A 17,379-nucleotide genomic window follows, 5' to 3' on the forward strand; every position below is an offset into this window, starting at 1 on the left:
ACCGAAACCGCGCTGCGCCAATCTCATGGCGCATAACCGGCCCACCCCTCAATCCGCTCAGGCTTCGCCCGCACGGGGCCGTACCAACGACGAGGAGACGCCGATGGCACCAGCCATCACGCTCGCCGCAGAAGCACCCAAGCTGTCTGCCGCCAACACGGGCTTCATGCTCATCTGTTCCGCCCTGGTGCTGATCATGACTCCGGGTCTGGCCTTCTTCTACGGAGGCATGGTCCGGGTCAAAAGCACGCTGAACATGCTGATGATGAGCTTCATCAGCATCGGGATCGTCACCATCCTCTGGGTGCTGTACGGCTTCTCCATGGCCTTCGGTACGGACTCCGGCAGCGTCATCGGCTGGAACTCCGACTGGCTCGGCCTCAGCAACATCGGCCTGACCCAGCTGTGGGACGGCTACACCATCCCGATCTTCGTCTTCATGATCTTCCAGATGATGTTCGCCATCATCACTCCCGCCCTGATAAGCGGCGCTCTCGCGGACCGCGTGAAGTTCACCGCGTGGGCCCTGTTCGTCGCCCTGTGGGCCACGGTCGTCTACTTCCCGGTGGCGCACTGGGTCTGGGGGGCCGGCGGCTGGGCCTTCGAGCTGGGCGTGATCGACTTCGCCGGTGGTACGGCGGTCCACATCAACGCCGGTGCCGCGGCCCTCGGCGTGATCCTGGTCATCGGCAAGCGCGTCGGCTTCAAGAAGGACCCGATGCGCCCGCACAGCCTCCCGCTGGTCATGCTCGGCGCCGGTCTGCTGTGGTTCGGCTGGTTCGGCTTCAACGCAGGCTCGTGGCTCGGCAACGACGACGGCGTCGGCGCGCTGATGTTCGTCAACACGCAGGTCGCCACCGCCGCCGCCATGCTGGCCTGGCTCATCTACGAGAAGATCCGCCACGGCGCGTTCACCACGCTGGGCGCCGCCTCCGGCGCGGTCGCCGGTCTGGTCGCCATCACCCCGTCCGGCGGCGCGGTCTCCCCGCTCGGCGCGATCGCCGTCGGCGCCATCGCCGGTGTCCTGTGCGCCATGGCCGTCGGCCTGAAGTACAAGTTCGGCTACGACGACTCCCTCGACGTCGTCGGCGTCCACCTCGTCGGCGGTGTCATCGGCTCCCTGCTGATCGGCCTCTTCGCCAGCGGCCACGGCCAGTCCACGGTCGAGGGCCTCTTCTACGGCGGCGGCCTGACCCAGTTCTGGAAGCAGTGCGCCGGTGTCTTCGCGGTCCTCGCCTACTCGCTCGTGGCCTCCGCGATCCTCGCCTTCCTCCTCGACAAGACGATCGGCATGCGTGTCACGGAGGACGAGGAAGTGACCGGCATCGACCAGGCCGAGCACGCCGAGACCGCATACGACTTCAGCGGTGCCGGCGGCGGCGCCGCCCGTACCAGTGCCGTCGCGCCCCCGGTCGCCGACGCCGCGAGCAAGAAGGTGGACGCATGAAGCTCATCACCGCCGTCGTGAAGCCCCACCGGCTCGACGAGATCAAGGAGGCCCTCCAGGCCTTCGGGGTACACGGTCTGACGGTCACCGAGGCGAGCGGCTACGGTCGTCAGAGGGGCCACACCGAGGTCTACCGTGGTGCCGAGTACACGGTCGACCTGGTCCCCAAGATCCGCATCGAGGTCCTGGCCGAGGACGACGACGCCGAGCAGCTGATCGAGGTCATCGTCAAGGCCGCCCGCACCGGCAAGATCGGTGACGGCAAGGTCTGGTCCCTGCCGGTCGAGACGGCCGTCCGGGTCCGCACCGGCGAGCGCGGTCCGGACGCGCTGTAAAAGAAGAACCACCTGAATACAGGCAGGAGTCGCTGGGTGTCGAGCACGGAGATGCGCACGGAAGCAGAGGACTCGGGACCCAGCGGCTACGCGGCGGCCCGGCTGCGCCTCCTCCAGGAGGGGGCGCGGTCCGGGCCGCCGCGCCGTGCTGCCCTCGCCGAACTGACCGACGAATGGCTCTTGGGCCTCTTCGACGCGGGCAGCGAGGAACTGCGCGGTGTCTCCCTGGTCGCGGTCGGCGGCTACGGCCGGGGCGAGCTGTCCCCGCGCAGCGACCTCGACCTGCTCCTGCTGCACGACGGCCAGGACCCCAAGGCCGTCGCCGCCCTGGCCGACCGCCTCTGGTACCCCGTGTGGGACCTCGGCCTGGCCCTCGACCACTCCGTGCGGACCCCGGCGGAGGCCCGCAAGACCGCGGGCGAGGACCTCAAGGTCCAACTCGGCCTGCTCGACGCCCGGCACCTCGCCGGCGACCTCGGCCTCACGGCCGGCCTGCGTACGACGGTCCTCGCCGACTGGCGCAACCAGGCACCCAAACGCCTCCCCGAACTCCAGGAGCTGTGCGCCGAGCGCGCCGAACGGCAGGGCGAGCTCCAGTACCTGCTCGAGCCGGACCTGAAGGAGGCCCGGGGCGGGCTCAGGGACGCCACCGCGCTGCGCGCCGTCGCCGCCTCCTGGCTGGCCGACGCCCCGCGCGAGGGCCTCGACGCCGCCCGGCGCCGCCTGCTCGACGTGCGTGACGCGCTCCACCTCACCACCGGGCGGGCCACCGACCGGCTCGCGCTCCAGGAGCAGGACCAGGTCGCCGCCGAGCTCGGGATGCTCGACGCCGACACGCTGCTGCGGCAGGTGTACGAGGCGGCGCGGGTCATCTCGTATGCGAGCGATGTCACCTGGCGCGAAGTGGGGCGCGTGCTTCGGTCGCGCGCCGTACGGCCGCGGCTGCGCGCCATGCTGGGCGCCGGGAAGCCGGCCCCCGAACGGTCACCGCTCGCGGAGGGCGTGGTCGAGCAGGACGGCGAGGTGGTGCTCGCGCGCGCCGCACGCCCCGAACGCGACCCCGTGCTTCCGCTGCGTGCCGCGGCCGCCGCCGCACAGGCCGGCCTGCCGCTCTCCCTGCACGCCGTGCGGCGCATGGCGGCCGTCGCCCGCCCGCTTCCCACGCCCTGGCCCGCCGAGGCACGCGAACAGCTCGTCACCCTGCTCGGCTCCGGGCAGCCCACCATCGACGTGTGGGAGGCACTGGAGGCCGAAGGCCTGATCACCCGCCTGCTGCCGGACTGGGAGCGGGTGCGCTGCCGCCCGCAGCGCAACGCCGTCCACATCTGGACCGTCGACCGGCACCTCATCGAGACCGCCGTCCGCGCCTCCGAGTTCACCCGCCGCGTCAGCCGCCCCGACCTGCTGCTCGTCGCCGCGCTGCTGCACGACATCGGCAAGGGCTGGCCAGGCGACCACTCCGTCGCGGGCGAGATCATCGCCAAGGACGTGGCCACCCGCATCGGCTTCGACCGCGCCGACGTGACGGTGATCTCCTCGCTCGTACGCCATCATCTGCTGCTCGTCGAGACGGCCACCCGGCGCGACCTGGAGGACCCGGCGACCGTCCGCTCCGTCGCCGACGCGGTCGGCTCGCAGGGCACGCTGGAACTGCTGCACGCGCTGACCGAGGCGGACGCGCTCGCGACCGGCCCGGCCGCCTGGTCGTCCTGGCGGGGCTCCCTCGTCGCCGACCTCGTCAAGCGGGTCTCGGCCGTGCTGGCCGGGGACGACCTCGAGGAGCCCGAGGGCGCCGCGCCCACCGCCGAGCAGGAGCGGCTCGCCGTGGAGGCGCACCGCACGGGCGGTCCGGTGCTGGCGCTGCGCGCGCAGACCGAGCCGCCCTCCGACGGGGAACCCTCCGGCGACCCCGAGCCGCTGGGCGTGGAGCTGCTCATCGCCGTACCCGACCAGCCGGGCGTACTGCCCGCGGTCGCCGGCGTCCTCGCCATGCACCGCCTCACCGTCCGCACCGCGGAACTGCGCTCCCTCGGCCTGCCCGACGGCGTCGACGAGGGCTCCGTCCTGCTGCTGAACTGGCGGGTCGCCGCCGAGTACGGCTCCCTGCCCCAGGCCGCCCGGCTGCGCGCCGATCTGGTTCGGGCCCTGGACGGCTCCCTGGACATCGCCACCCGCCTCGCCGAACGCGACGCCGCGTATCCGCGCCGCCGGGGCGTCGTGGCGCCCGCGGCCCAGGTGAAGGTCGCCTCCGCCGCCTCCCGCCTGGCCACCGTCATCGAGGTCCGCGCGCAGGACGCTCCCGGCCTGCTCTTCCGCATCGGCCGTGCCCTGGAGGACGCCGCCGTCCACGTCCGCAGCGCCCACGTCAGCACCCTGGGCGCCAACGCGGTCGACGCCTTCTACGTCACCGGCCCGAAGGGCGATCCGCTGCCGGCCGACGAGGCGGCGGGGCTGGCCCGGAAGCTGGAGGAGACGTTGCGGGCGTGACCGTGTGGTGATGTCATGCGTTCGTCCCCGCCTGCTGAATGCGGCAGGCGGGGACGAATGTCTTGCGCGGCCAGATACCCTGGAAGACGCTCAGACCGCCCCCGACCCCGAGGACCGACGCCGCCGTGTTCGATACTCTCTCCGATCGCCTCTCAGCGACCTTCAAGAACTTGCGCGGCAAGGGGCGCTTGAGCGAAGCGGACATCGACGCCACGGCGCGCGAGATCCGCATCGCCCTCCTCGAAGCCGACGTCGCCCTGCCTGTCGTCCGCACGTTCATCAAGAACGTCAAGGAACGCGCACTCGGAGCCGAAGTCTCGCGGGCGCTCAACCCCGCCCAGCAGGTCCTGAAGATCGTCAACGAGGAACTCGTCACGATCCTCGGCGGCGAGACCCGGCGCCTGAGGTTCGCCAAGCAGCCGCCGACCGTGATCATGCTGGCCGGTCTGCAGGGTGCCGGTAAGACCACCCTCGCGGGCAAGCTCGGCCGGTGGCTCAAGGAGCAGGGGCACTCACCGCTGCTCGTGGCGTGCGACCTCCAGCGTCCCAACGCCGTCAACCAGCTGAGCGTCGTCGCCGAGCGCGCCGGTATCGCGGTCTTCGCGCCCGAGCCGGGCAATGGCGTGGGCAACCCGGTCCAGGTCGCCAGGGACTCCATCGAGCACGCCAAGACCAAGGTCCACGACATCGTGATCGTGGACACCGCCGGCCGCCTCGGTATCGACCAGGAGCTGATGCAGCAGGCCGCGGACATCCGCGACGCCGTCAGCCCCGACGAGATCCTCTTCGTCGTCGACGCGATGATCGGTCAGGACGCCGTCAACACCGCCGAGGCGTTCCGCGACGGTGTCGGCTTCGACGGTGTGGTGCTGTCCAAGCTCGACGGTGACGCCCGCGGTGGTGCGGCTCTCTCCATCGCCTCGGTCACCGGCAAGCCGATCATGTTCGCGTCGAACGGTGAGAAGCTCGAGGACTTCGACGCCTTCCACCCGGACCGGATGGCCTCCCGCATTCTCGACATGGGTGACCTGCTCACCCTGATCGAGCAGGCGGAGAAGACGTTCGACCAGGCCGAAGCCCAGAAGATGGCCGAGAAGCTGGCCTCCAAGAAGGGCCAGGACTTCACCCTCGACGACTTCCTGGCCCAGATGGAGCAGGTCAGGAAGATGGGCTCCATCTCCAAGCTGCTCGGCATGCTGCCCGGTATGGGGCAGATGAAGGACCAGATCAACAACCTCGACGAGCGGGACGTCGACCGCACGGCCGCGATCATCAAGTCGATGACCCCGGCCGAGCGCCAGGAGCCGACGATCATCAACGGCTCCCGTCGCGCCCGCATCGCCAAGGGCTCCGGTGTCGAGGTCAGCGCGGTGAAGAACCTCGTCGAGCGGTTCTTCGATGCCCGCAAGATGATGTCCCGCATGGCCCAGGGTGGCGGCATGCCGGGCATGCCGGGGATGCCGGGCATGGGCGGCGGCCCCGGCCGCACCAAGAAGCAGCCGAAGAAGGCCAAGGGCAAGCAGCGCTCCGGCAACCCGATGAAGCGCAAGCAGCAGGAGCAGGAGGAGGCCGCCCGCCGGGCCGCCGCCGCGCAGGGCGGCAATGCGTTCGGCGTGCCGGGCCAGCAGGCCGGCCAGGACTTCGAACTGCCGGACGAGTTCAAGAAGTTCATGGGCTGACGCGGCTCGTACGGCACGGCGTACGTCACCTCGTACGCTCGCATGTCACCTCGTACGTCGCTGGGGGCGCTCCTCGTGAGAGGGGCGCCCCCGGTGCTTTTCGGCCAGATCGAGGTCAGGCCGTCCGGGCCACCAGGTACCGGAACACGTTCGGCATCCACACCGTCCCGTCCGGACGCTGGTGCGGGTGCAGTGCCTCGGTCAGCTCCTTGTCGACCTGTCCCTGGTCCGTCGCGGCGATGGCCGCGTCGAACAGCCCCGTCGACAGTAGTCCGCGCACCGCGCTGTCGAGGTCGGCGTAGCCGAAGGGGCAGGAGACCCGTCCGGAGCCGTCCGGCCTGAGACCGGCCCGCTGGGCGACCTCCTCCAGGTCGTCGCGCAGGGCGGGACGCCAACCGCCCGAGGTGCGCATCGGATCGGCCAGCTTCGTGGCCACCCGCAGCACGGACGACGTGTCGCACCGCTCGGGCGGACCCCAGCCGGCCAGCACCACGGGCGCCCCGCGCTCGGCGAGCGGCGCCGCCGCCGTGAGGAGCTCGCTCAGCCCCTCCGAGTCGCCCGCCAGGCACCCGATGGGCTCGAAAGCGGTCACCAGGTTGTACGGGGGTGTCTCCGCGTCGGCCGCGTCCGCGGGCCCGCCGTCGATGAGCCGGGTGGCCGCACGCGTGCGCGTGCCCCATGACTCCGGCAGCAGCCGCTCCCGTGCCAGCGCCAGGCGCTCCGGACAGCGGGATTCGACACCGGTGACGGCGGCGCCTCTGGACGCCGCCATGAGCAAGGAGAGCCCCGAGCCGCAGCCGAGGCCCAGGAGCCGGGTGGCCGGGCCCACTTCGAGTCGCTCGTGGACGGCCTCGTAGAGCGGGACCAGCATCCGCTCCTGAATCTCGGACCAGTCACGCGCGCGTGCACCGCGGTCCACGTGGGATTCGGATCCCGCGTGGGGCAGGTGCTGCCGCACGAGCGTAGGTGTCATATGAAAGCGCCCCAATCCGCCGAGAGTTGCCAGATGTGTGCTCGTCGTGTCCGAGGCCCCCGTGGTGCGCGCTCGCGCTTCCCCCGTATGCCAGGAAACTCCCGGCTCGCGGCGGCGTCCAGGGGTTGTGGAGTCCGGCTTGGGGCTTTTCGGCGCCTGTGGCGAGAATTCACATTCCGGCAACGTGGGCCCGTACCATCTCGCCATGGCAAAAGCACCCGTTCTCACGCCCAGGGCGGACGACTTCCCGCGCTGGTACCAGGATCTGATCGCCAAGGCCGAGCTGGCCGACAACGGGCCGGTGCGCGGCACCATGGTGATCCGACCGTACGGGTACGGGCTGTGGGAGCGCATGCAGGCCGAGATGGACGCCCGGATCAAGGAGACGGGCACCCAGAACGCGTACTTCCCGCTGCTGATCCCGCAGTCGTACCTCACGCGTGAGGCCGACCACGTCGAGGGTTTCGCGCCCGAACTCGCCGTGGTCACGCATGGCGGCGGCAAGGAGCTGGAGGAGCCGGCGGTGGTCCGCCCCACCTCCGAGATGATCATCAACGACTACTTCTCGAAGTGGGTGCAGAGCTACCGCGACCTGCCCCTGCTGATCAACCAGTGGGCCAACGTGGTCCGCTGGGAGCTGCGGCCCCGGCTCTTCCTGCGCACCACCGAGTTCCTCTGGCAGGAGGGCCACACGGCGCACGCCACGTACGAGGACGCGCGCGCCTTCGCCTCGCACATCCACCGCGAGGTCTACGAGGACTTCATGGTGAACGTCCTCGCGATGGACGTCGTGCCCGGCCGCAAGACCGTCAAGGAGCGGTTCGCCGGTGCCATCAACACCCTCACCCTCGAAGGGATGATGGGCGACGGCAAGGCGCTGCAGATGGCCACCAGCCATGAGCTGGGGCAGAACTTCGCCAAGGCGTTCAACACCTCGTACCTGTCGAAGGACGGCACCCAGGAACTGGTCTGGCAGACCTCCTGGGGCTCCACCACTCGCATGATCGGCGCCTTGGTGATGATGCACGGCGACGACAACGGGCTGCGTGTCCCGCCGCGCCTGGCCCAGATCCAGGCCGTCGTCCTCGCGATCAAGGGCGACGAGGCGGTTCTGGCCAAGGTCCGTGAGATCGGCGACCGGCTCAAGGCGGCCGGCATCCGTGTCCAGGTCGACGACCGCACCGACACCCCCTTCGGCCGCCGCGCCGTCGACTGGGAGCTCAAGGGTGTGCCCGTCCGCATCGAGATCGGTCCGCGCGACCTGGAGAACGGCACCGCGATGCTGGCCCGCCGCATCCCCGGAGGCAAGGAACCGGTGTCCCTGGACGCGCTGGCCGAGCTGCTGCCCAGCGTCCTGGAAGAGGACCAGGCGCTGCTGCTGAAGCAGTCCCGGGAGCGTCGGGTGTCCCGTACGGCAGACGTGTCCTCGATCGAGGAGGCCGTCGAGGCCGCGACCGCCGGCAACTGGGCGCGCATCCCGTGGGCGACCCTCGGTGAGGAGGGTGAGAACAAGCTCGCCGACCACGCGGTGACCGTACGGTGTCTGGTTGCCGAGGACGGGTCGGTCCCGGAGGAGGGCGACGCGCCGGGTAACGTCGCGATCGTGGCGCGCGCTTACTGAGGTAGCGCCCTCCGAGCGGAAGAGCGACCGAAACGCCCCTTGCGCGCTCGCGGACCTCACCTGCCCCGGCGCGCGGACATCGTCTACGCGCCGGGACAGAGGGGTGGCCCGAAGAGCCTCGGTTGAGGGTGGTGGTGGGAGACGGGTGGGCGTAGGGCGAACTACGCACCAGCTTGGTATGAGCTGTGAGGCTTCTCCGCAGATCGGCGCACCCGCCCTCGTCAGGGCGCATCATTCGCAACTGACGGGTACGTGCAAATTATTTGGGATGGCCCGGAATCGGAACACAGGGGCACCCCGGCTCGTTGTCATTACGTGAGCACGACACAGACACCACCTGTTCTCGCCGCAGAGCTGGCACAGGCGTGGGCCGACATTCAGCGGTACCACCCCGAGCTGCCGGATCTCGCCGCGCCAGAGTCCCTGATCGGGGAGTCGTCGTCCGCGTGCGGTCACGAGCTCTCCTTCGAGCGACTGCTTCACGAGGCAGTCCACGGCATCGCGGCCGCACGCGGAGTCCGCGACACCTCCCGCGCCGGCCGCTACCACAACCGCAGATTCCTCGCGATCGCCGAGGAGCTGGGCCTGGACCACCCCGAGGAGCCGCATCCCAGCAGCGGATTCTCGCTGGTCACGCTCAACCCCGAGGCGAAACGCCGCTACCGGCCGACGATCGAGCGCCTGCAGCGCGCCCTGAAGGCGCACACGGCGGCCACCTCCGCCGAGACCACCCGCGCCTTCCGCGGCCCCGCCGCCCGGCACGGCTCGTCCGGCGGTGGCGTCCGCGTCAAGGCGGTGTGCGACTGCGGCCGCAACGTCCGCGTCGTCCCGTCGGTCCTGGCTCAGGCCCCCATCGTCTGCGGCGGCTGCGGCAAGCCGTTCCGCATCCCGGAGGTCATGGGCGCGGCGTAACGGCGGGCGCGCGGGAACCGGCATCTCGTGGCTGTCGGTTCGGGGCGCGGGGTGTCGTGTCCGCTCATCCGCGGGCAGTCGGGCCGCTGGGCGGCTCGGGTGGCGTAGGCGGCACCCCGCAAGCGCCGGGTTGCGCGTCGTACCCGAAGGCACCCGGCGCCGGGTGCCCCTCAGGCGTGCCCTCGTACACCCTGTGGCTCAAGGTGACCCGCAGGGTGTGGCACAATGGCTAGCTGTACTCGACAGTCGCACAGGACCCCTCTCTCCTCCGGCTGACGCGTCCATCGGGCACTCGGGTACCGCAACCCCACGCGGCCATCTCGCCGTGCCCAACCACGTCAAATCCAGGAGAACCCACTCCCGTGGCAGTCAAGATCAAGCTGAAGCGTCTGGGCAAGATCCGTTCGCCTCACTACCGCATCGTCGTCGCCGACTCCCGTACCCGTCGTGACGGCCGTGCGATCGAGGAGATCGGCAAGTACCACCCGACGTACCACCCCTCGGTCATCGAGGTGGACGCCGAGCGCGTCGCGTACTGGCTCGGTGTCGGCGCCCAGCCGACCGAGCCCGTGCTCGCCATCCTGAAGAAGACCGGCGACTGGCAGAAGTTCAAGGGCGAGCCCGCCCCGGCGCCGCTGCTCGTCGCCGAGCCGAAGGCCGCGCGCGTGTCGTTCGAGTCCCTCGGCGGCGACGACGAGGGCAAGGGTGAGGCGATCACCCAGAAGAAGAAGGCTGAGAAGAAGGACGAGGCTGCGGCTGAGTCCGAGTCGACCGAGGCCTGAGCATGCTCGAGGAGGCTCTCGAGCACCTCGTGAAGGGCATCGTCGACAACCCTGACGATGTGCAGGTCGCCTCGCGCAACCTGCGTCGCGGGCGCGTGCTCGAGGTCCGGGTCCACCCGGACGACCTCGGCAAGGTGATCGGCCGTAACGGCCGCACCGCACGCGCTCTGCGCACCGTCGTGGGCGCCATCGGCGGCCGCGGTGTCCGCGTCGACCTCGTCGACGTGGACCACGTCCGCTGACGCTTATCGCAACCGGCGGGATTCGCCGGACCGGCTCGGGCCGGGGAGGGCCACTGGGCCGTCCCCGGCCCGTAGTCGTACGACAGGAGATTTGGACACGTGCAGCTGGTAGTCGCACGGATCGGCCGTGCCCATGGCATCAAGGGTGAGGTCACCGTCGAGGTACGTACCGACGAGCCGGAACTCAGGCTCGCCCCCGGCGCCGTACTCGCCACCGATCCCGCCTCCGCGGGACCGCTCACCATCGAGACGGGCCGCGTCCACAGCGGCCGGCTCCTTCTGCGCTTCGAGGGCGTCGGCGACCGCACCGCCGCCGAGGCGCTGCGCAACATCCTCCTCATCGCGGACGTCGACCCGAACGAGCTCCCCGAGGACGAGGACGAGTACTACGACCACCAGCTCATGGACCTCGACGTGGTGACCGCCGACGGCGTGGAGGTCGGCAGGATCACCGAGATCTCGCACCTGCCCTCGCAGGACCTGTTCATCGTGGAGCGCCCGGACGGCACCGAGGTCATGATCCCGTTCGTCGAGGAGATCGTCACCGAGATCGACCTGGAGGAACAGCGGGCCGTCATCACCCCGCCGCCCGGGCTGATCGACGACAACGCCGAGATCGCCTCGTCCCGGGAAGAGTCCTGATGCGCCTCGACGTCGTCACGATCTTTCCCGAGTACCTGGAGCCCCTGAACGTCTCCCTGGTCGGCAAGGCACGCGCGCGTGGACAGCTGAACGTCCATGTGCACGATCTGCGCTCCTGGACGTACGACCGCCACAACACGGTCGACGACACGCCCTACGGCGGCGGACCCGGCATGGTCATGAAGACCGACCCCTGGGGCGACGCCCTGGACTCCGCCCTCGCCGACGGTTACGAGACGGGCTCCCACGCACCGGCTCTGATCGTGCCGACCCCCAGCGGACGCCCCTTCACCCAGGAACTCGCCGTCGAACTCTCCGAGCGTCCCTGGCTGATCTTCACGCCGGCGCGCTACGAGGGCATCGACCGCCGGGTCATCGACGAGTACGCGACCCGGATGCCCGTCTACGAGGTGTCCATCGGCGACTACGTCCTCGCCGGCGGCGAGGCGGCCGTACTCGTCGTCACCGAGGCCGTGGCGCGGCTGCTGCCCGGAGTTCTGGGCAACGCCGAGTCCCACCGGGACGACTCCTTCGCGCCCGGCGCCATGGCCAGCCTCCTGGAGGGGCCCGTCTACACCAAGCCGCCCGAGTGGCGCGGCCGCGGGATCCCGGAGGTGCTGCTCAGCGGCCACCACGGGAAGATCGCCCGCTGGCGCCGCGACGAGGCACTACGGCGTACGACGGCCAACCGCCCCGACCTCATCGAGCGTTGCGATCCCAAGGCCTTCGACAAGAAGGACCGCGAGATGCTCTCCATCCTGGGCTGGGCACCGGACCCGGAGGGTGAGCCGTACGGCCGATTTTGGCGCAGGACTCAGGGCGTGGAAGAATAGGTCGCTGTTGTGCGCCGTCCGGCGTGCGCCCCTGCCACAGGGGGACACGACGCCCGCCCCGACGCGCACGGCCTCATCCAGAACCTCTAGTTCCCGTTGATGACCTGTGGCATCAGCGAAGAAAGCAGACGAAATGTCTCACCTGCTCGACTCCGTCGACTCCGCGTCGCTGCGCAGCGACATCCCGGCCTTCCGCCCGGGTGACACCGTCAACGTCCACGTCCGCGTCATCGAGGGCAACCGCTCCCGTGTGCAGCAGTTCAAGGGCGTTGTGATCCGTCGCCAGGGCGCCGGTGTCCGCGAGACCTTCACGGTCCGCAAGGTCTCGTTCTCCGTCGGCGTCGAGCGCACCTTCCCGGTGCACACCCCGATCGTCGAGAAGATCGAGCTCGTCACCCGCGGTGACGTGCGTCGCGCGAAGCTGTACTACCTGCGCGAGCTGCGCGGCAAGGCCGCGAAGATCAAGGAGAAGCGCGAGAACTGAGCGCTTCCCGGGGTTCACAGCGGGGCCGGATAGCATCTGGCTCCGATGGACACCGAAGCACAGCCGACGGAGCGCGACCGCTCCTCCCGCCCTTCCGATTCCGAGGCGATCTCGGACACAGGGGGACAGGAGGGACGGTCGCGTTTCTCGTTGGTGTCGCGGATCACCAACTGGCTTCCGGGCGGCTGGATCAGTCTCACCCTGCTCGTCTGCCTGCTGTTTTTGCTGATCCTCAACAGGTTCGTGGTGCAACCGTTCCAGATTCCGAGCGGATCCATGGAACAGGGATTGAGGATCGGGGACCGCGTTCTCGTAAATAAGTTGGCATACCGTTTCGGGGCCGAGCCGCGGCGGGGCGACGTGATTGTGTTCGACGGCACTGGGTATTTCGGGGACGCCGACTACGTCAAGCGCGTTGTGGGTGTGGGGGGAGACCACGTGGTCTGCTGTGACAAGGAGGGGAGGATCCAGGTGAACGGCCGGTCGGTCGACGAGTCGGCGTTTCTGTTCCCCGGCGACAGTCCTTCCTCGGTGCCCTTCGACGTCGTCGTGCCGGACGGCACCCTCTTCCTCCTCGGCGACCACCGCAGCGACTCCAGCGACTCCCGCGACCACCTCGGGTCACCGGGCGGCGGCATGATCCCCGTCGGTGAGGTGATCGGGCGCGCCGACTGGATCGCCTGGCCCTTCGCCCACCTCTCCCATCTGCAACGGACCGACGCCTACGCGCGCGTGCCCGCCGCGGAGGGCGCCCATGGGTAACCGCGGCAAACCACGCGGCGCGGGGAGCAGCCCCGCCGACAGCCTGCTGCCCACCGGCTCCCGCCGGGCCGGCCCCGGCCCGTCCGCCGGCCGCAGCCGCGCCGAGCGGCGCAAGCTCCAGCGCAAGGTCAAGCGCCGCCGCAGGCGCTCGGCGGTCAAGGAGATACCCCTCCTCGTCGGCGTCGCGGTGCTCATAGCGCTGGTGCTGAAGACCTTCCTCGTCCAGGCGTTCGTGATCCCGTCGGGCTCCATGGAGCAGACGATCCAGATCGGCGACCGCGTCCTGGTCGACAAGTTCACCCCGTGGTTCGGCTCCAAGCCGCAGCGCGGGGACGTCGTCGTGTTCAAGGACCCGGGCGGCTGGCTGCAGGACGAGCAGACGACCACGAAGAAGAACGACCCGATCGTGGTCAAGCAGGCCAAGGAGGCGCTCACCTTCATCGGCCTGCTGCCCTCCGACGACGAGAAGGACCTCATCAAGCGGGTCGTCGGGGTCGGCGGGGACCGCGTGAAGTGCTGCGACACACAGGGGCGGGTCACCGTCAACGGCGTCCCGCTGGCCGAGGACTACCTCTATCCCGGGAACGCCCCGTCCAACACGCCGTTCGACATCACGGTCCCCCAGGGACGGCTGTGGGTGATGGGCGACCACCGGGCCAACTCGGCGGACTCCCGTTCGCACCAGGACACCGACTACGGCGGCACCGTCTCCGAGGAGGAGGTGGTGGGGCGGGCCATGGTGATCGCGTGGCCCTTCACCCACATGACCACCCTCGACGAACCCGGCACCTACGCTTCCGTGTCCGACTCGGTGGCCGGGTCGACCGCTGCCCCCCGGCTGTCGCATAGGGTTGCCCCGGACGATTCGAACGGAACGATCCAGCTCCCGAGCCCTGCGGAACTCCCGCTCGTTATGGGAGTGGTGGGCCTGCGCCGCGTATGGGGCAGGCGGTGGCACAGAGTGAGGAGTTGGCGTGGGGGATGTGGCGGTTGGCGCACGGTCCGGACACGACGGCGAGGAGCACCGCGGACGTCCCGTGGAAGCTGCCGTCCCGGCCGCGGACAGCGCCGTGACCTCCGGGAGTGACTCCGGAGCGACTGAGGACGGCAGGCCGGTGGACGAGGTGACCCAGGGTGGTGGCGAGGGGCCTGGAACCCCTGGGCCCAGGCAGAAGAAGCCCCGCTCCTTCTGGAAGGAGCTGCCCATCCTGATCGGTATCGCGCTCGTGCTGGCGCTGCTGATCAAGACGTTCCTGGTGCAGGCGTTCTCCATCCCCTCGGACTCGATGCAGAACACCCTCCAGCAGGGTGACCGCGTCCTGGTCGACAAGCTGACCCCGTGGTTCGGCTCCGAGCCGGAGCGGGGCGAGGTCGTCGTCTTCCACGACCCCGCCCAGTGGCTGGCGGGTGAGCCGACGCCCGACCCGAACGCCCTGCAGACGTTCCTCAGCTGGATCGGCCTGATGCCGTCCGCGGAGGAGAAGGACCTCATCAAGCGGGTCGTCGGCGTCGGCGGCGACACCGTCGAGTGCAAGAAGACCGGCCCGCTGCGGGTCAATGGCAAGGCACTGAACGAGCCGTACGTCTACCCGGGCAACACCCCGTGCACCATGGACGACCAGGGCGGCCAGTTCAAGGTCAAGGTGCCCAAGGGCTACATCTGGGTCATGGGCGACCACCGCCAGAACTCGCGCGACTCGCGCTACAACCAGTCGGACAAGAACCACGGCATGGTCCCCGTCAAGGAGGTCGTCGGGCGCGCCATCGTCAAGGCCTGGCCGATCAACCGCTGGGGCACGCTGCCCGTCCCGGACACCTTCGACCAGGACGGCCTGAACGACCAGTCGTCGGCGGCCGCCGGCCTCACGGTCGCCCCGCAGGGTCTCGCCCTCGCCGGCGTGGTGCCGGTGGCGCTGTGGCGGCGCAGGCGGCTCATGACCGAGCCGGCCCGGCGCCTCCAGCTCAAGGGCCGGTCATGATCTCGACCATGGGCTGACCCCGGCCCGTACCCCCGGGTAGGGTGCGGGTCCATGAGTGGCGAGAGCGCGACACGTACGGTCCCGCGCAGCGGTGGCGCGGGAAAGGGCCCCGTGGGCAGCCGGACCGGACAGATACTGTCCGGGCTGGCTGTCGCACTGGGCCTGCTGCTGTTCCTGGGCGGTTTCGGCTGGGGAGCGCTGGCCTACCGGCCGTACACCGTGCCGACCAGCTCCATGACGCCGACGATCGACGCGGGGGACCGCGTGCTGGCGCAGCGGTTGGACGGCGACGAGGTGCGCCGCGGTGACGTCGTCGTCTTCGAGGACGCCACCTGGGCCAACGCTCCCGTGGTCAAGCGTGTGGTCGCCGTCGGCGGGGACACGGTCTCCTGCTGCACCGACGGCAAGCTGACCGTCAACGGCAAGCAGATCGACGAACCGTATCTCGCCGCAGGCAGCCCGGCCGAGGACAAGAACATCCCCACGGTGAAGGTTCCCGAGGGGCGGCTCTTCCTCCTCGGTGACGAGCGTCAGGGCTCCCTGGACTCCTCAGCCCACCTCACGGACGCGGCCAGCGGCACGGTGGCCGTGAAGGCCGTACAGGCCCGCGTGGACGCCGTCGTGTGGCCCATGAACGGCATGCTGAAGCGCCCCACGGGCTTCGAGGCCCTCGGCAGCCTCTCCTCGCCGGGTCCGCTCGGCACGATCGGCCTCATGATCGTCGCGGGTGCGGTGCTGGTCCTGGGTGGCGGGGCCTACGGTCCGATCGCCAAGCGGCTGGGCGGCGGCCGGGGCGGTACGCGCACGGAGCCTGCCGGTGTCCGCTGAGCAGACGGACGCGGAGGCGGGTACGGGCATGGAGTCGCATGCGGGCGGCCTGCGGAAGGTCGCCAGGGTGGTCCTCCTCGACCCTCAGGACCGCATCCTCCTGCTGCACGGCCACGAGCCCGACGATCCGGCCGACGACTGGTGGTTCACGCCCGGAGGCGGCCTGGAGGGCGACGAGAGTCGTGAGGAGGCCGCGCTCAGGGAACTCGCGGAGGAGACCGGCATCACCGAGGTCGAGCTCGGCCCGGTGCTGTGGCGCCGGAGGTGCTCCTTCCCGTTCGCGGGCCGACGCTGGGACCAGGACGAGTGGTACTACCTGGCCCGTACGACCCAGACGGCCACCCGGGCCGCGGCCCTCACCGAGCTGGAACGGCGCAGTGTCGCCGGAGCGCGCTGGTGGACGTGTCAGGAACTGAGCCGGGCACATGAGACGGTGTATCCGACCAGACTCGCCGAGCTGCTGCGCAGGCTGCTCGACGAAGGTCCCCCGGCCAGGCCCGAGATCCTTGACACGGAAATCGTCTAGAGGCTCACGGGACTGGCGCACAATGGTGGGATCGCACGGCTGAAGGGGAACATGCCATGAGCGCCGAGGACCTCGAGAAGTACGAGACCGAGATGGAGCTGAAGCTCTACCGGGAGTACCGCGATGTCGTCGGTCTGTTCAAATACGTGATCGAGACCGAGCGGCGTTTCTACCTGACCAACGACTACGAGATGCAGGTGCACTCGGTCCAGGGTGAGGTGTTCTTCGAGGTGTCCATGGCGGACGCCTGGGTGTGGGACATGTATCGGCCGGCCCGGTTCGTGAAGCAGGTACGTGTCCTCACGTTCAAGGACGTGAACATCGAGGAGCTCAACAAGAGCGACCTGGAGCTCCCGAGCGGCTGAGGGGCGGGCCCCGAGTGGGTGACGGAGTTATCCACAACCGCTGAGTTCCCCACCAAGATCCACTTCGTGGGGGCGGATGCGTGACGGTTGGCGCCGGAGGTGGTGCCGACATGAACGCACATCGGGCACGCAGTGCTCTCGGCAGGTACGGCGAGACGCTGGCCGCGCGGCGGCTGGCCGAGGCCGGAGTGACGGTCCTGGAGCGCAACTGGCGCTGCGGCAGGACCGGGGAGATCGACATCGTGGCGCGGGATGGTGACGTCCTGGTCATCTGCGAGGTGAAGACCCGCAGGGCGGGGCCCTTCCAGCACCCCATGGCCGCGATCACACCCCTCAAGGCTGACCGTCTGCGGGGCCTCGCACAACGCTGGACCCAGGAACACGGCGGAGCCCCACCCGGAGGCGTCCGCATCGACCTCGTCGGCGTCCTCCTGCCCCGGCGCGGCGCGCCCGTGGTCGAGCACGTGCGGGGGGTGGCCTGA

The 17,379-nt window shown here is 69.9% G+C and carries 19 protein-coding genes; 18 read left to right on the top strand and 1 reads right to left on the bottom strand.

All coding sequences use genetic code 11. The features are described 5' to 3' along the window. Positions 1–103: 103 nt before the first annotated feature. The 4 genes from AC067M_RS16170 to ffh all read left to right on the top strand — a co-directional run bounded on the left by AC067M_RS16170 (position 104) and on the right by ffh (position 5,948). Positions 104–1,447, top strand: coding sequence for an ammonium transporter (locus tag AC067M_RS16170; RefSeq protein WP_478697630.1), 1,344 nt, complete (start codon positions 104–106; stop codon positions 1,445–1,447). After that, the gene (locus AC067M_RS16175; protein WP_030990174.1) at positions 1,444–1,782 is read left to right on the top strand and encodes a P-II family nitrogen regulator; all 339 of its coding nucleotides are present in this window, start codon (positions 1,444–1,446) and stop codon (positions 1,780–1,782) included. Before AC067M_RS16170 ends, AC067M_RS16175 begins: the two co-directional genes overlap by 4 nt. Positions 1,783–1,818: 36 nt before the next feature. After that, positions 1,819–4,269 carry a [protein-PII] uridylyltransferase gene (locus tag AC067M_RS16180; RefSeq protein ID WP_478697631.1) on the top strand — a complete coding sequence of 817 codons (2,451 nt, stop codon included), beginning with the start codon at positions 1,819–1,821 and terminating at the stop codon, positions 4,267–4,269. Positions 4,270–4,394: 125 nt separating this feature from the next. Continuing rightward, positions 4,395–5,948 carry a signal recognition particle protein gene (gene ffh, locus AC067M_RS16185; RefSeq protein ID WP_478697632.1) on the top strand — a complete coding sequence of 518 codons (1,554 nt, stop codon included), beginning with the start codon at positions 4,395–4,397 and terminating at the stop codon, positions 5,946–5,948. Positions 5,949–6,063: 115 nt separating this feature from the next. On the opposite strand, the gene AC067M_RS16190 is transcribed toward ffh, so the two are convergent. Further along, positions 6,064–6,921, bottom strand: a complete 858-nt coding sequence (locus AC067M_RS16190) for an SAM-dependent methyltransferase (protein ID WP_478697633.1) — start codon at positions 6,919–6,921, stop codon at positions 6,064–6,066. A gap of 205 nt (positions 6,922–7,126) precedes the next feature. Between AC067M_RS16190 and proS the strand changes: the two genes are divergently transcribed. From proS to AC067M_RS16260, 14 genes are all read left to right on the top strand, one after another. After that, positions 7,127–8,542 (top strand): proline--tRNA ligase, encoded by a 1,416-nt coding sequence (proS, locus tag AC067M_RS16195; protein WP_478697634.1) that lies wholly within the window; start codon positions 7,127–7,129, stop codon positions 8,540–8,542. A gap of 315 nt (positions 8,543–8,857) precedes the next feature. Beyond that, the gene (locus AC067M_RS16200) at positions 8,858–9,454 is read left to right on the top strand and encodes a hypothetical protein (protein WP_037677558.1); all 597 of its coding nucleotides are present in this window, start codon (positions 8,858–8,860) and stop codon (positions 9,452–9,454) included. Between the two features lie 362 nt (positions 9,455–9,816). Then, positions 9,817–10,236 (top strand): 30S ribosomal protein S16, encoded by a 420-nt coding sequence (gene rpsP / locus AC067M_RS16205; RefSeq protein WP_478697635.1) that lies wholly within the window; start codon positions 9,817–9,819, stop codon positions 10,234–10,236. A gap of 2 nt (positions 10,237–10,238) precedes the next feature. Continuing rightward, positions 10,239–10,478, top strand: a complete 240-nt coding sequence (locus AC067M_RS16210; protein WP_003973401.1) for an RNA-binding protein — start codon at positions 10,239–10,241, stop codon at positions 10,476–10,478. Between the two features lie 99 nt (positions 10,479–10,577). Beyond that, complete coding sequence (rimM, locus tag AC067M_RS16215; RefSeq protein ID WP_478697636.1) at positions 10,578–11,120, top strand: ribosome maturation factor RimM; 543 nt, start codon at positions 10,578–10,580, stop codon at positions 11,118–11,120. Further along, on the top strand, positions 11,120–11,953 hold the full coding sequence (gene trmD, locus AC067M_RS16220; protein ID WP_478697637.1) for a tRNA (guanosine(37)-N1)-methyltransferase TrmD: 834 nt from the start codon (positions 11,120–11,122) through the stop codon (positions 11,951–11,953). The genes rimM and trmD overlap by 1 nt, the downstream gene beginning before the upstream one ends. Before the next feature lie 133 nt (positions 11,954–12,086). Next, positions 12,087–12,437, top strand: a complete 351-nt coding sequence (gene rplS, locus AC067M_RS16225; RefSeq protein WP_053848457.1) for a 50S ribosomal protein L19 — start codon at positions 12,087–12,089, stop codon at positions 12,435–12,437. Between the two features lie 45 nt (positions 12,438–12,482). Continuing rightward, the gene (gene lepB / locus AC067M_RS16230; RefSeq protein WP_478697638.1) at positions 12,483–13,199 is read left to right on the top strand and encodes a signal peptidase I; all 717 of its coding nucleotides are present in this window, start codon (positions 12,483–12,485) and stop codon (positions 13,197–13,199) included. Beyond that, complete coding sequence (lepB, locus tag AC067M_RS16235) at positions 13,192–14,286, top strand: signal peptidase I (RefSeq protein WP_478697639.1); 1,095 nt, start codon at positions 13,192–13,194, stop codon at positions 14,284–14,286. The genes lepB (AC067M_RS16230) and lepB (AC067M_RS16235) overlap by 8 nt, the downstream gene beginning before the upstream one ends. Next, positions 14,174–15,178: a signal peptidase I gene (gene lepB, locus AC067M_RS16240; RefSeq protein WP_478697640.1), complete on the top strand. Its 1,005-nt coding sequence runs from the start codon at positions 14,174–14,176 to the stop codon at positions 15,176–15,178. The genes lepB (AC067M_RS16235) and lepB (AC067M_RS16240) overlap by 113 nt, the downstream gene beginning before the upstream one ends. A 51-nt stretch (positions 15,179–15,229) precedes the next feature. After that, positions 15,230–16,006: a signal peptidase I gene (gene lepB, locus AC067M_RS16245; RefSeq protein WP_478697641.1), complete on the top strand. Its 777-nt coding sequence runs from the start codon at positions 15,230–15,232 to the stop codon at positions 16,004–16,006. 28 nt (positions 16,007–16,034) lie between these two features. After that, entirely contained in the window at positions 16,035–16,532 is a 498-nt protein-coding gene (locus tag AC067M_RS16250) for an NUDIX hydrolase (protein ID WP_478697768.1), read from the top strand. Between the two features lie 56 nt (positions 16,533–16,588). After that, the gene (locus tag AC067M_RS16255) at positions 16,589–16,897 is read left to right on the top strand and encodes a DUF2469 domain-containing protein (RefSeq protein WP_003993268.1); all 309 of its coding nucleotides are present in this window, start codon (positions 16,589–16,591) and stop codon (positions 16,895–16,897) included. A gap of 80 nt (positions 16,898–16,977) precedes the next feature. Beyond that, complete coding sequence (locus AC067M_RS16260; RefSeq protein WP_478697642.1) at positions 16,978–17,379, top strand: YraN family protein; 402 nt, start codon at positions 16,978–16,980, stop codon at positions 17,377–17,379.

It is taken from the genome of Streptomyces sp. NPDC043427 (genome assembly GCF_056436655.1).